Annotated in this window: 31 protein-coding genes; all 31 read left to right on the top strand. The window is 31.3% G+C overall.

The genetic code is table 11. From position 1 onward, the window contains the following. Position 1: 1 nt before the first annotated feature. The 31 genes from ABMB67_RS07860 to ABMB67_RS07710 all read left to right on the top strand — a co-directional run bounded on the left by ABMB67_RS07860 (position 2) and on the right by ABMB67_RS07710 (position 12,524). The gene (locus ABMB67_RS07860; protein WP_354571649.1) at positions 2–235 is read left to right on the top strand and encodes a hypothetical protein; all 234 of its coding nucleotides are present in this window, start codon (positions 2–4) and stop codon (positions 233–235) included. 326 nt (positions 236–561) lie between these two features. Beyond that, on the top strand, positions 562–960 hold the full coding sequence (gene tnpA, locus ABMB67_RS07855) for an IS200/IS605 family transposase (RefSeq protein ID WP_354571648.1): 399 nt from the start codon (positions 562–564) through the stop codon (positions 958–960). Between the two features lie 10 nt (positions 961–970). Then, positions 971–2,104 carry an IS200/IS605 family element RNA-guided endonuclease TnpB gene (gene tnpB / locus ABMB67_RS07850; protein WP_354571647.1) on the top strand — a complete coding sequence of 378 codons (1,134 nt, stop codon included), beginning with the start codon at positions 971–973 and terminating at the stop codon, positions 2,102–2,104. 139 nt (positions 2,105–2,243) lie between these two features. After that, complete coding sequence (locus ABMB67_RS07845; RefSeq protein ID WP_354571646.1) at positions 2,244–2,648, top strand: DUF3603 family protein; 405 nt, start codon at positions 2,244–2,246, stop codon at positions 2,646–2,648. A 51-nt stretch (positions 2,649–2,699) separates the two neighbouring features. Further along, complete coding sequence (locus ABMB67_RS07840; RefSeq protein WP_354571645.1) at positions 2,700–2,912, top strand: hypothetical protein; 213 nt, start codon at positions 2,700–2,702, stop codon at positions 2,910–2,912. A 22-nt stretch (positions 2,913–2,934) separates the two neighbouring features. Beyond that, positions 2,935–3,249, top strand: a complete 315-nt coding sequence (locus tag ABMB67_RS07835) for a hypothetical protein (protein ID WP_354571644.1) — start codon at positions 2,935–2,937, stop codon at positions 3,247–3,249. Between the two features lie 161 nt (positions 3,250–3,410). Continuing rightward, the gene (locus ABMB67_RS07830) at positions 3,411–3,692 is read left to right on the top strand and encodes a hypothetical protein (RefSeq protein WP_354571643.1); all 282 of its coding nucleotides are present in this window, start codon (positions 3,411–3,413) and stop codon (positions 3,690–3,692) included. Between the two features lie 44 nt (positions 3,693–3,736). After that, complete coding sequence (locus tag ABMB67_RS07825; RefSeq protein ID WP_354571642.1) at positions 3,737–4,093, top strand: aminoacyl-tRNA hydrolase; 357 nt, start codon at positions 3,737–3,739, stop codon at positions 4,091–4,093. Positions 4,094–4,113: 20 nt separating this feature from the next. Continuing rightward, positions 4,114–4,560: a hypothetical protein gene (locus ABMB67_RS07820; RefSeq protein WP_354571641.1), complete on the top strand. Its 447-nt coding sequence runs from the start codon at positions 4,114–4,116 to the stop codon at positions 4,558–4,560. Positions 4,561–4,587: 27 nt separating this feature from the next. Further along, a complete protein-coding gene (locus ABMB67_RS07815) occupies positions 4,588–5,061 on the top strand; it encodes a hypothetical protein (protein ID WP_354571640.1) in 474 nt (157 codons plus the stop codon). A 26-nt stretch (positions 5,062–5,087) separates the two neighbouring features. Continuing rightward, positions 5,088–5,252 carry a hypothetical protein gene (locus ABMB67_RS07810; RefSeq protein ID WP_354571639.1) on the top strand — a complete coding sequence of 55 codons (165 nt, stop codon included), beginning with the start codon at positions 5,088–5,090 and terminating at the stop codon, positions 5,250–5,252. A gap of 72 nt (positions 5,253–5,324) precedes the next feature. Then, complete coding sequence (locus ABMB67_RS07805) at positions 5,325–5,576, top strand: hypothetical protein (RefSeq protein ID WP_354571638.1); 252 nt, start codon at positions 5,325–5,327, stop codon at positions 5,574–5,576. A 41-nt stretch (positions 5,577–5,617) separates the two neighbouring features. Beyond that, on the top strand, positions 5,618–5,821 hold the full coding sequence (locus ABMB67_RS07800) for a hypothetical protein (protein ID WP_354571637.1): 204 nt from the start codon (positions 5,618–5,620) through the stop codon (positions 5,819–5,821). A gap of 23 nt (positions 5,822–5,844) precedes the next feature. Continuing rightward, complete coding sequence (locus tag ABMB67_RS07795) at positions 5,845–6,024, top strand: hypothetical protein (protein WP_354571636.1); 180 nt, start codon at positions 5,845–5,847, stop codon at positions 6,022–6,024. Between the two features lie 53 nt (positions 6,025–6,077). Continuing rightward, positions 6,078–6,446: a hypothetical protein gene (locus ABMB67_RS07790; RefSeq protein WP_354571635.1), complete on the top strand. Its 369-nt coding sequence runs from the start codon at positions 6,078–6,080 to the stop codon at positions 6,444–6,446. Between the two features lie 150 nt (positions 6,447–6,596). Beyond that, complete coding sequence (locus tag ABMB67_RS07785) at positions 6,597–6,824, top strand: hypothetical protein (protein ID WP_354571634.1); 228 nt, start codon at positions 6,597–6,599, stop codon at positions 6,822–6,824. Positions 6,825–6,863: 39 nt separating this feature from the next. After that, positions 6,864–7,121: a hypothetical protein gene (locus tag ABMB67_RS07780; protein ID WP_354571633.1), complete on the top strand. Its 258-nt coding sequence runs from the start codon at positions 6,864–6,866 to the stop codon at positions 7,119–7,121. Between the two features lie 122 nt (positions 7,122–7,243). Next, complete coding sequence (locus ABMB67_RS07775; RefSeq protein ID WP_354571632.1) at positions 7,244–7,633, top strand: hypothetical protein; 390 nt, start codon at positions 7,244–7,246, stop codon at positions 7,631–7,633. Positions 7,634–7,925: 292 nt separating this feature from the next. Continuing rightward, positions 7,926–8,207: a hypothetical protein gene (locus tag ABMB67_RS07770; RefSeq protein ID WP_354571631.1), complete on the top strand. Its 282-nt coding sequence runs from the start codon at positions 7,926–7,928 to the stop codon at positions 8,205–8,207. Between the two features lie 16 nt (positions 8,208–8,223). Then, the gene (locus ABMB67_RS07765; protein ID WP_354571629.1) at positions 8,224–8,580 is read left to right on the top strand and encodes a hypothetical protein; all 357 of its coding nucleotides are present in this window, start codon (positions 8,224–8,226) and stop codon (positions 8,578–8,580) included. Positions 8,581–8,627: 47 nt separating this feature from the next. Next, positions 8,628–8,930, top strand: coding sequence for a hypothetical protein (locus ABMB67_RS07760; RefSeq protein ID WP_354571628.1), 303 nt, complete (start codon positions 8,628–8,630; stop codon positions 8,928–8,930). A 15-nt stretch (positions 8,931–8,945) separates the two neighbouring features. Next, on the top strand, positions 8,946–9,137 hold the full coding sequence (locus tag ABMB67_RS07755) for a hypothetical protein (RefSeq protein ID WP_354571627.1): 192 nt from the start codon (positions 8,946–8,948) through the stop codon (positions 9,135–9,137). Then, positions 9,134–9,346 carry a hypothetical protein gene (locus ABMB67_RS07750; protein WP_354571625.1) on the top strand — a complete coding sequence of 71 codons (213 nt, stop codon included), beginning with the start codon at positions 9,134–9,136 and terminating at the stop codon, positions 9,344–9,346. Before ABMB67_RS07755 ends, ABMB67_RS07750 begins: the two co-directional genes overlap by 4 nt. 29 nt (positions 9,347–9,375) lie before the next feature. Beyond that, positions 9,376–9,549, top strand: a complete 174-nt coding sequence (locus ABMB67_RS07745) for a hypothetical protein (protein WP_354571623.1) — start codon at positions 9,376–9,378, stop codon at positions 9,547–9,549. A gap of 27 nt (positions 9,550–9,576) precedes the next feature. After that, positions 9,577–9,831, top strand: a complete 255-nt coding sequence (locus tag ABMB67_RS07740) for a hypothetical protein (protein WP_354571621.1) — start codon at positions 9,577–9,579, stop codon at positions 9,829–9,831. Positions 9,832–9,931: 100 nt separating this feature from the next. Further along, positions 9,932–10,126, top strand: coding sequence for an antitoxin VbhA family protein (locus ABMB67_RS07735; protein ID WP_354571620.1), 195 nt, complete (start codon positions 9,932–9,934; stop codon positions 10,124–10,126). Between the two features lie 15 nt (positions 10,127–10,141). Further along, positions 10,142–10,408 (top strand): hypothetical protein, encoded by a 267-nt coding sequence (locus tag ABMB67_RS07730; protein WP_354571619.1) that lies wholly within the window; start codon positions 10,142–10,144, stop codon positions 10,406–10,408. A gap of 37 nt (positions 10,409–10,445) precedes the next feature. Next, on the top strand, positions 10,446–10,754 hold the full coding sequence (locus ABMB67_RS07725) for a hypothetical protein (protein ID WP_354571617.1): 309 nt from the start codon (positions 10,446–10,448) through the stop codon (positions 10,752–10,754). 269 nt (positions 10,755–11,023) lie between these two features. Then, on the top strand, positions 11,024–11,569 hold the full coding sequence (locus ABMB67_RS07720; RefSeq protein WP_354571616.1) for a metallophosphoesterase: 546 nt from the start codon (positions 11,024–11,026) through the stop codon (positions 11,567–11,569). A 179-nt stretch (positions 11,570–11,748) separates the two neighbouring features. After that, positions 11,749–12,303, top strand: a complete 555-nt coding sequence (locus ABMB67_RS07715; RefSeq protein ID WP_354571615.1) for a hypothetical protein — start codon at positions 11,749–11,751, stop codon at positions 12,301–12,303. Beyond that, positions 12,300–12,524 carry a hypothetical protein gene (locus tag ABMB67_RS07710; RefSeq protein WP_354571614.1) on the top strand — a complete coding sequence of 75 codons (225 nt, stop codon included), beginning with the start codon at positions 12,300–12,302 and terminating at the stop codon, positions 12,522–12,524. The genes ABMB67_RS07715 and ABMB67_RS07710 overlap by 4 nt, the downstream gene beginning before the upstream one ends. Positions 12,525–12,566 lie beyond the last annotated feature (42 nt).

Here is a 12,566-nt window from a genome sequence, read left to right as displayed (position 1 = left end):
AATGTATATTGGTAATGGGATTCTAACTATTAATTTTGCTTTAGAGTTAGGAGGTGAGACGGAGGAAGAAGCATTGCATAGACTTTTAAAAAAAGTAAGTAATGAGGTTAGTGTTTTAAAAAGTTTAAAAATTAGCAATATTAATGGAGAGGATGAAGATTTAGATGTGTTTGATTGGTCTATAGATGATTTGCAAGTAGAAGAAGTAGAAGATGATAAAAAGAAAGACCACTGAGCCAACAGTAGTCTCTAAATTTATACCCAAGAGCAAGTATAACAAGAAAAGTTCTCATTGCAAAGTATAAACCCTTGTGAACCCTAAAAAGACAGGCATTTCGTTAAATTAGACAAACTAAGGCCTGTCTTTTTAATCAAAAAGAACAAAGGAATTATTTTATCTGTATTCCGACAGAAGACTCCCTCTTCAATCGTGTGAAGGGCGAAGCCCAACGATAAGGGGGAGATGAATGTCGGTTAGGCGATAGCCTAAAGGCTTTTTGTTGCCCACTTCATACCTTATTGATATAATCAGTCTTATATAAGAGAAAGGCTGATATTGTAATGAAATTGGACAGTAATAATCATTCAGTATTCTTAATGTATTACCATCTTGTACTAGTTGTAAAATATCGTAGAGAAGTCTTTGATGATAAAGTATCTGACTATGCTGAGGATATGTTTGTAAAGCTAGGCGAGAAATATAATATCTCCCTAGTCGAATGGAATCATGATAAAGACCATGTTCACATCTTGTTCAAAGCACACCCTAATACAGAATTGTCAAAGTTCATAAATGCTTATAAAAGTGCAAGTTCTCGTCTGATAAAACGTGACTTCCCACAAATAAGAAAAAAGCTATGGAAAGAAATGTTTTGGTCGAGAAGTTTTTGCTTACTAACTACTGGTGGATCTCCAATCAACGTAGTTAAAAAGTACATTGAAAATCAAGGTCTAAAGTGAGGTGGAAACAATGTTAGTCAACAAAGCGTACAAATTCCGTATCTATCCAACCAAAGAACAGGAAATCTTAATTGCTAAAACAATAGGATGTAGTCGTTTTGTATTTAATCGCTTTTTAGGTCAATGGAACGATACATACAAAGAAACTGGCAAAGGATTAACTTATAATTCTTGTTCTGCTCAGTTAACACAATTAAAAAAAGAATTAGTATGGTTAAAAGAAGTTGATAGCATTGCCCTTCAATCATCACTGAAAAACCTTGCTGATTCGTATACTCGATTCTTCAAGAAACAAAATAAAGCACCGCGCTTCAAGTCTAAAAAGAATAAAGTACAATCCTACACGACTAAAGGAACAAACAATAACATTGCCATTGTAGCCAGCAAAATCAAATTGCCGAAACTTGGTCTTGTTCGCTTTGCCAAAAGTCGTGAAGTACATGGTCGTCTCCTTAATGCTACTGTTAGACGAAATCCTAGTGGTAAATACTTTGTATCCATTCTTGCAGAAATAGAAGTACAGCCATTGGAGAAAACTGAATCATCTATTGGTATAGACTTAGGCATTACTGACTTTGCCATTCTTTCTGATGGTCGCAAGATTGATAATAAGAAATTCACATCAAAAATGGAAAAGAAACTAAAACGTGAACAGCGAAAACTCTCAAGACGTGCGTTAAATGCTAAAAACAATGGTATTAACCTTCTTGATGCAAAAAACTATCAGAAACAAAAGCGTAAAGTTGCTAGATTGCATGAGAGAGTAATGAACCAACGTGACGATTTTCTTAACAAGTTAAGTACAGAAATCATCAAAAACCACGATATTGTCTGTATCGAAGACTTGAACACCAAAGGAATGTTACGCAATCATAAGTTAGCAAAATCAATCTCTGATGTATCATGGTCTGCCTTTGTAACTAAATTAGAATACAAAGCGAAATGGTATGGTAAAACAATCGTGAAAATAAGCAGATGGTTTCCGTCTAGTCAAATATGTTCCGATTGTGGACATCAAGATGGCAAGAAATCTCTTGAAATAAGGGATTGGACTTGTCCTGTTTGCCACGAACATCACGATAGAGATATAAATGCCAGCAAAAATATCCTAGCCGAAGGTTTAAGAGCCTTAGTTTTGGCTTAAACAAAAAATATAGAACCGTAGGAATCTACGGGGATAGCTTGGTCAATAAGAGAAACCTCTGTTGGCAAAGAAATACGCTAACAAGTACGCTCTATTCCCAAGAATCTCCCACTTCAAACAACCCGAAGGGTGTTAAGTGGTGAGTAGTTCAAATAATGTAATCTCTCCTACATCTAAAGAGTTTAATTTAACTGAAAAACAGAAAAAGAATTTAAATAAAATAAATAATAAAAATAAAATAAACATGATTGGTTTGACTAGAAAAGAAAGAGCGCTTAAAAAATTGTTATGTGATGCATTAGAACGTATAGGGAATAAAAATTCTCTTTCTGAATTAAGGTATTGGTATAAAGAATGGAATCCTAAAGCGAATTTACATAAAGGTTATAATGATGCCACAGTTATCAAAGAACAGTTACATAATGAAGTTAATAAGGGGTGGAGCGACAGACATCTTATATTTGGAGAAATGATCACTAGAAATTTTAGCGATCTGAATAAAGCGTGGAGAATAGAAGTAAACAGAGAAGAAGTAAAGAAATAAATTAAATAATATAATATTCTCATTTTAATCAAAAAAATCATAGGAGGGAATATGAAAGGTTATATTACTATCAATCAGGTGAATACTGTTTTATGTGATGTTACTGGTAAATATAGAGATATGGTTAACTTTAAAATTCTTTATGATGATGAACAAATGATAACAGGTAATTTAAAAGTAGAACAAAAGAGCAGAGAAGTAAGCTGTATTGATATTCATGAAGCTTTATCCAATTATTTTAAAGGGGAATTACAATTTAAATAATTTTCTAAAGGAGAGTAAAATTATGAAAGTAAACATATTAAATGATATGCAAATGAGAGAATTGTCCTTCACAGAGTATAGAAAAGGATATTGGCATTATTGTAAAACAGTTGAAGAGGATATTACATTCAATCTCACAGTTAAAAAAGAAGATAGTAGTTTTAAAATTGACGTATTAGATGAAAACTTTTTACAACCTTATGATTATCAATATTACTTATCACAAGACCCAAATTTTAAATTCGCTCTGACGGTAAAAGACAAAGTTGAAAAAATTATGTTGGATTTGACTGAGAAAGGAATCGTTGAAAACTATACGGCAGGGGAATATATTTAATTAAAAACGGTCTTTTAATGAAAGGAGAAGTAAGGGATAGAAAATTAAAAAATGTTTCTGTTATTCACTATTTTCTTTAAATGCGACCATTCCTTACAACTATTAATAATTCTTAATTAGAATGAATACCCTATATAGATGAATACGGAGGAGGTTGTCACATGATCAGTATTATATATGGTGGATATTTTTTCTTTGGGATTGTAATGTCAGAATGTATAGTAAAAGTAATGGATCACACTATAATTAAGTATGAGAATGGCAAAGAATTAGATAAACTCGAATCAAACCTCTTGGATAGTTTGAATTTATTAGTGAAATTGATTGGGGATAAAAAAATATTAGCAACTGTTTACTCATTTGTGACCTTGTTTTGGTTTCCGATTATTGTGAAAATTATTGTGGAGCACATCATTAAAGGAAATAAATTTTGGGATGATTAAATAAATGAAAAGACTTTTAAAAAGTTGAAGAGAGGAAGTAAAGAATGAACGATTATAGAATGTATATTTTAGTTAATGAAAACATCAAGATTGGTAAGGGTAAGCTAGCAGGGCAAGTCGGTCATGCAGTAATGAGTCATCTTTACTATAACGCTATCAAACCATTACAAGAAGGGAAGAAGATTGAACCGCTTGAGGATTACATGATTGCCCAGAAGAAAATAATTCTCAAATGTCCACAATGGAGACTAGAGGAGCTTGAGCAAACAGGTAATTATTGTGTAATTAGAGATAATGGGTTAACTCAATTAAAGCCGGACACGCTAACATGTGTTAACTATGGAATTATGACTTCGAATATGCTACCTGATTGGATTAAAGAATTAAAATTATATAATTAATAAAAAGGAGAGATTAGTTAGTGGAAGTTAAATATATTGAATTAATCTTTGAAAATTGTGAGTCAATCATAATTCCTGTTGAACGTATTTTAAAATTTGAATATGGAGATTTAAAACCATTCACTAATGATTTTTATGAAGAGAATGCCTATCTTGCCGAAGGTGTTGAGTTGGAAGTGCTATACCAAGAAGAATCCGATCTTGTGTATAATCCTTTTGATTATGATGAGCCATTAGGTATGTTTGTTAGTAATCCCATGAGCAATAAAGTTGAAGACAGACCAAATATTTTAGGAAGAATTTTAAATCATAGCGACATTGTTTGTATTGATTTATTGAATGAAGTGGAGAGTAGAATTAAATTAATCTATCCACCTTGGAGCGAAGAAGATGATTATAATAACACTTATGAAAAAATTGAAATTGAAGAAGGGAAGTTGAAAATAACAATTAAAAAAATAAAATAATCATTATTAATTTTCGGGGTGGTATTGGTGACTTACAACAATAAAGAATTAATAACTAAACAAGATTACATCGACCAACTGAATGATCTTCTAGCCTACGCAGAATTGGAAGGAGAGGATTTTGATTTTGGGACAGGCTTAATTGTGAATGAGATGTCTATGGGTAGTGAAGATGCCTATTATAAAATGTACATACAGGCACTGATGGAAAAGATGGAGTTTTTACATATTGATAATTCAAAGTCCAAACGTAAAAAGAAAAAGAGATTGCATAAACGGGATTATAAGAAAAAAGAAAAAGAGAGACTTAAAAAGTTAAGTGAAATTTCATGGATGAATGTTAATAACAGAGAAGGGTGGAAACAAAGATCCTATCGTGGAAAGCGAAGTAGACACTTTAAAAAACAATCGCACAGAAAGATAAGAAGATATAAGGGAGACATCTCTCTTAAAGGTAATATGACTAACAAGATATTTGATTTTTGGTGGAAATTATATTAAATAAAATAGAAAGGGGAAGTAAACTAATGGAGAAAGATGAGTTAAAGGACTGTTTAGCAGCGTCACTAACAATTTTAATTAAATTAAGGATCATTGATAGGGAAGAAGTTAGTAGTAGTATGCAACAAGATGGTGGGTTATATGAGCTACTGAATGATACATATAAAAAGTTAACTGAGGATGAAGATTAATTGAAATCTTTCTTTTAAATGAAAACAAGTAAAGTTTAATTATAATATTAAATTGTGAAAGGGGTAAGATGAATGGCGGAATTTGAAACAAGTGTCTCGCTGTGGTCGAAAGCAAAAATTAACTCATGGAATATCGGCAGTATTATCGAAGCAGAGCTGGCGAATATTTTAGGAGATAAAGATAGATGGATCAGAAATGGATATATTGTAGAAAGTGATTATCGGTTTAACGGAGTAGAAGAAATAAGAGAAGCAACTCCAGAAGAAATTGAATTATATAAATCTTTTCGATTGGTAGCGAAACATTTTAAGCAACTAAAATAGATAAATTTTCCATTATATGAAGGGCGAAGGTGAAAAATATGGTGAGAATTTATAATAAAGACGGAACCCATAGGGTTCTCAGTGAAGATGAAGTTGATATTATAACAATAACGCCTGATAGCATTAATAAAGTAGAGAATTATAAAAATGGAGTTAACATTTATTTTAAAGATGGGACTTTCAAGTTCATTGATAAAGCTAAAACAGATGGCATAGGGATTACTTTAAATTATGAAAGCGAATAATTTTTCCTTTAAGGAGATTCTAAATGAATAATGACTTATATGAAATTGTTTTTACATGTCCATTTGCGGATTATTGGTGGACAGTGGAAACGGGGCTAACACTTGAAGAGGCAGAGAAGAAAGTTGAAACAATGAATAAATACAATCTAATACATAAAGAAAATGGTTGTTGTCGCCATTATCTACAACCAAGTGGACTATGATATAATAAAAATCAATGTCAATAATATGAGTGAGCTGAATTGGGGTGGAAAGGTTGTTAACGATAAAGGATAATAAGAATCAGAGATTGATAATGAGCAGTGAGAACGAAACACTAAAAATAACTCAGACTTTCTATAAAACCCAGGAATCTAATTCAGTAGTCTTAACTGATGATCAATTGCATGAGATGTATGAGTGCTTATTCGCATATAAAAATCCAAATTGGGAAGAGAGATTGCATTGGGAAAATCCTTTCACCCCAACTCACGAAAAGGTTTATAACATTGATGAAAGTATTATGTTTAGAATACATGGCTTAAATGTAATTGATATTATTCAAACGAAATGTGGCAGTGAAAATGAAGAGGTCATTAAAATTAATGAAGAGTTATTTCTTAAGCTGTATCATAGTACTATCTAAAATACGACATAGTGATTTAAAGTGAATTTAATAAATAAAATAAAAATAACTATTGAAACAAAAGACGCATTGTGGTAATCTGAATTCAAAGAAAGTTATTAACCAGTAAATAAAATTAATTAAATTATATTAAATTAGGAGGAATTGAAAATGGAAGAAGTAAAAGTATGTTTACATAAAAAAGGAGCACATATGCTAACAAAAAACACAGAGGGCGAGTTGTTTATTGATGAGAAAAGAATCTCACAAGAGCAAGCAATTAATGAATTAATTGAAGCAGCACAGGATTTAGGTTATTGGTGTCAGGTTGCTAAAGATGTATTGCCAAAAGAAGAGTTCGATGAAGTACAACGAGCATACGAATATCACGAAGATTGATCAATATTCTGACTAAATGTTCATTGAGGAGGATCTAATATGAAAGTGAATGTTGATTATAATTTGGCACATCGTGCAATAGAAAAATTTAATAACAAGCAAGAATTAAATGAACATGAAGCAAATTGTATCACAGCTATTTTAAATGCCTCGTTTGGCGATTTAATACCAGCGAAAGATGAGCTAAGAAGGCAAGAAAGTAATGTTAGACGACTAGAGAAATGTTTTGAGCCAACGTCACCATCATGGAAAAGAATTTTCAATGATGTCAGGGAGTTCGAGAATAGGTATTGTTGATGATTTTAAAATCTGAAAAAACTTTTAGTTATTGTGTAAAATGCCTGTTTTATTAGAATCTGAATTGAGGTGTATTTAAAATAAAATCATATTTTACAGGTAAAGTAATTGAGAATAAATGGATGATGGGAAATAGAGCGACGTTTACAACTGATGATTTTGGACTTCGTGAAGAATATCTTAACATTTCTAGACCAGTGGGATCTACAATGAAGTTTCCTATGGAATACTACAGGTTAAAAGGAAGGTTAGTTTTTCATGAAGAGGATATGACCATTAAATTTAGAAAGGGAAACAAAGTTAACATTAATAATGATGAGGTGGTTATTGAAGATGTTATGTACGGACTAGATAATACAATTACATATCATACAGACAAAATAATTAAAGAAATAAATTTAAATGCGAAAGAAGATGCTATTGATGAATTTATTTCTATGATGCGTCATGAAAAGCATAATGAAATATCTCAAGTTAAAACTCACAATAAAAAATGGTGGAAGTTTTGGTGATTATTTATTAAAAAAATTAAAATTGAAATGAGGTGAATTGAAGGAATGAGGAGTAGGCACGATCTAAAAGGTGTAAGTAGATTTTATACGGAAAAATCACATAGACTTATGCTTAAAGTGAGATTGTTTGTTTTGATACTAACGAGTCCCATATGGCTGCCTTTATTTCTGCTAACAATAGCCGCATATAAATTAGAGGATTTGCTGGATTATCTTGATAAGGTGCTACAGAAAGTTTTAGACAAGGTTATTCCACAAATAAAATAATCTGTGAAACTTTGGAGGGATATTATTGAATATTCAAGAAGTCACAAAAGATATAAATGATCTGCTAGAAAAATATGATGAGACTATAAAAGTAATGTTATCTACTTTATATGATTTGATCTTGGAGGAGGTAGATTGTCAAGATGAAATAGTCGCTCAAACCTTACCATATATTCAGAATGGGGAAATTTATATTGACTTTGAAGAGTTATATATGGGTGGTAAACTCGTAACGCAAAAAATGAGCGTTGAGGACTTTGTGAAGTTTTATGGTAAGAGAATTAAAAAGCAACATTCAAATAATTGAGAAAGGATAATACAAAATGTCTAAAAAAGTACCTCTACAGGTTGGACAAAAAGTATGGCTCGAAACAGTGAGTAAATTTTGGGGAGATATTGATCACGAGCAGAAACTTGAAGAAATGATCGTATTAGAAGCGAATAAAACGAGCGCATATATTTGGTATTATGAAAAGTCTAAAGTGCGTTATAAAGTTGATCAAAAGACACACCAAGTTCAATATGGAATTCCAGACGGATGTTCATATCGTTTGTGGTTATCTAAAGAAGAATATGAAAAGAATGTTTCTTATAAGAAAGAAATGAAAGAGATGCTTGAGCAAGCGCATAAGAAAGTGAATCAGATGAGTCTGGAAGAATTGCGTATTCTTGTAAATTGAAAATAAAGTTGATTAAAATATATTTTTTAATTGAGCGGGGGTTGGAAATGAGTAAATTTATTCGAGATATGATCGTTCTAAAAAAAGCATTATTGAAAATAGTCGGAGCGGGATTTCTAATGTCAATAATTTCATTTTTAATCTTGACAGTTAGATTATATGACGAACCATTATTAGATTTAACATTTATGAAATATGTAGTATCACCAATATTCTTAGTCATTGGTATTGCTGTGTTTTTATTTGCTTATTTTAAAGAATGGAAACCTTTGATTATAAAATTTGAAAAAGAAAAAATGATGAAGGAAAAACATCCATTCTTTATCAAACGCTTTAATCAATTTGAATAAGGAGAGTGATGACCAATGGAGCCAGTAACACTGTGGTATCGTAAAACAAAAGAAAATAAATTAAGTTTTAATCACTTAGAAGTCGGACATTCACAATATGAAAAAGCGCAGCCAATTAAGCCAGAATACACAAATCAATCAGCGTGGCAAAAGGATCAGCGGGAGAAGAAATTGGTGTATATGGAGAATGGAGTGGTGATTAAATGACAGCAGAATTAAATTCAAAAGATAAATGGTTTATTCAAACGTTGAGAGTAAATGGAGTTTCAATTAGTGACAAACCTTCTAACTTCGAGTTAGTAGTCATAAAAGGAGAAAATGATATTCAACTTAAACAGATGTTATTTACAACAGAACTTTATTTAAATGGGAAGTTGATTGGTGAATATGCAGACTTTGATTTAGACTCAATTTAAAAGGAGTATTTGAGAAGGGAATAATTCATATGAATGATTTTAAAATTATCAAGGAAGATATGTTGAAATCTGCAGAGTCCTATGGAATAAAAGTAAAAACTAATGTTCCAAAAGGGGAGACTGGTATTTATATAACGGATGATGATGGCGCATCAACGAAGGTGTCAGTTAAAGAGCTATTTCCAGAAGTATTCATTGAATAAAAGAAGAGTTTTAAGGAGTTGTTACAAATGAAATATTCAATCTTGAGAAATGACTCAACGAATAAAGATCTTTTTAGAGAAGGTTGTTTTCTGATTAATTCACATGAAGAGTTACATACAGTTATTTATGATAGGGATCGAGGATATGCAATTTTAAATTTGGTTACATATAATGTAGAATCGGAATTTTATGAGACAATTGAATTATTTGTTAGAAGTACTACTATCACAGAGATGACACCAGTGGAGCAGGTGAATGAAGTTAAGTTTGAAGAAATCTAAATAAAAGAAATAAATTAATTATAGCTCTACCGAAGAAGAAATCGCTTATTTTAAAAAGAGAGTGAAGTTAAATAAATTAATAAGAAGAATGATATAGGGGTTGATTGTATTCAAAAAGCATAAAGAGGATAAGCAAGCATACTCATTTCGCAATGCCATAGCATCTTTAGAAATTGAAGGTAAAAAGCTCAACCAAGCCGAAGAAGGATTGATCCGAAAGGTAATAGAGGGAGAAATATCAGAAGATGAATTTATTCGATGTGTATTTGATATGAGTAAAAATAAATTAAAATAAAAGGAGAATTTGCAAATGAATGTTACAGTAGATAACAGTAAATTAAATAATATAAAAGTTGGGGATATCATTCAATTTGGCTCAGGTGGTCATAGGGAGCATAATTTTTATATGGTTTGCCATTCGCAACTGGAAGGTTATTTCATGTTAAGTTTAACTGGAAAGAAAACACAACTTAGGTTTTATGAAACTATGGAAGACATGCTTAAACGACGCAATAATATCATTGAAGTATTCTCACAAAAGGATTATGTAGTTAAAATTTCAAAGAAAAATAAGTAAAGGGTGAAAATAAAAATTATATTAAGGTGTGAATATTGTGAAAAAAGAGAGTAACTTCGTAATACTGGAATATAAAACACTTAAAGCCTACTGTCACTGTTGCAATCAAAAGCTTCCTAACGTGAAAACAAGTGATTTAAAACAATTTAAATTCACTGCAAACGTTGTTCTAGAGTGGACAGAGTGGAAAGAAGTCATTGAATTCGAGGAGGATTTCGATGAGTGTGTGAGAGAGTACGTTTACGTGACAATTGGGTTTTTTGCTACTAATCCAGATGACAAAATTTTAATAAAGGATAGTGAATTTGATAAAGTTAAGCAGTTAATTTTGAGTGTAGTGAAATAAAAGCATCATTTTGAAGGATGAGCATAGAAAAATACAGAAAGGAAAATCACATGAATGAAGAGGAATTAATTAAATGTAAAAATAACATATTTTATTTTATTGAAAAATATAGTGGTCTTGAGTTAAATCCGTGGCAAAAAGCAATTTTGAGATATTATCAGATACGAACGCGTTTGAAATTTATTATGATTAAGGGAAGACGTAGTAACAAGTATTATTAGATACTATTCATAAATATGAGGTGTTATAAATAAATTGTGAGGTGTTATATGATTGGTTTTCAGGACATTTGGTTAATTAGCGATACACATTGGGATCATTCACGAATAATTGAATTCTCTTCACGTCCATTTAAGGATGCTGACGAAATGAATGAGATTCTTATTGAAAATTGGAATAAAGTGGTCAAGCCTAATGACTTAATCTTTCACCTAGGCGACGTTTTCTTCTGTGGTGCACAGAAAATGAAATACATAAGTGATAGATTGAACGGGCGCAAGACTCTAATAAAAGGTAATCATGATAAAAGTAGTAATACAAAGTATCGTAAATTAGGATTTGAGCCATACAATTATTATGTATTTGAAGAACTGCTATTGAGTCATTATCCTCAGCAGATTACACCCCTGAGAAGCTTATACAATAATACTGATATTATTGCAAACGCTCATGGACATGTTCATGAGCAAGTACAAGGCTTAGATAAGGATCTACATTACTGTGTTAGCGTAGAAAATATTAATTATACTCCCATTCACGTAGATCAAATTTACAGTGATGTAGCAAAGGGAGTAAGACCGTATGAAATTAAGTAAGTATAAACAAATTAAAAATAATATAATAGAATACATAAAATATGCTATTGTGACAGTTAAATTTAATCACCATTATAGAAAGTTTTATAACGCTGATATTGGGTTGCTTGATAATTGCTCTTATTCAGTATACAAAAAAGAGAAACGAAGAAACACTAATATAGAAACGAGATGATAATATGACTTGGATGGAGACATACAGCGGTAAGAAGTTTCATCCCCTAAATCCCAGTTTAGAAGAAATTTGTTTAGAAGATATTGTGCATTCATTAGCAAAAGCATGTAGGTTTGGTAATCACCTGCCTATTCATTTTTCAGTGGCGCAGCATTCAATGATTTGTGCACTAGTAGCGAGAGAGCTAGGGTGTAGTAAGAAAATTGAATTGTACGCACTATCGCATGATTTTAGCGAAGCATATATTGTTGATATTCCACGTCCTCTAAAAGCGCTTCTTCCGGATTATAAGGCGATTGAACATAAAGTACAAAATAAAATGTATGAATTTGTAGGGCTGGAACCACCAACCGAAGATGAAAAGTTAATTATAAAATACATAGATAATTTGGTATTGTATTATGAGGGTAAATATTTAACGAATAACGTAGATGGATGGATTGAGGAATTAATTTTGGATAATGAAGATTATGTGGCTCCTAGAGATTGGTTTTGCGAAATGGAAATTGATATTGTGAAGTCAATGTTTAAATATGAAATTGAAAAATTGATGTTATGAAGCAACAAGAAAGCGTAAGCAAGTTTATAGATTGTGTTGTATTAGATATTCAAGAAATGTTCGGTGTGCCTAAACGACAGGCTGAGAAAATGGTTTACGATTCAAGTTTGATAACTTTAATAAAGAAGTATCCAAATCAAGTTACAGAGTATTCCATCGAGCATTGGGCTGAAGAAATTTATTGTGATAGTAAAGACCATTTAATAAAAGGTGACTTTTAAATAAATAAAATAAAAATAATTATATACATTCATTGAATGTTA

This window comes from Halalkalibacter oceani, from assembly GCF_040544555.1.
In the GTDB taxonomy this organism is placed as follows: Bacteria; Bacillota; Bacilli; order Bacillales; family Bacillaceae_D; genus Halalkalibacter; species Halalkalibacter oceani.
This window is presented reverse-complemented; position numbering and strand designations above follow the sequence as displayed.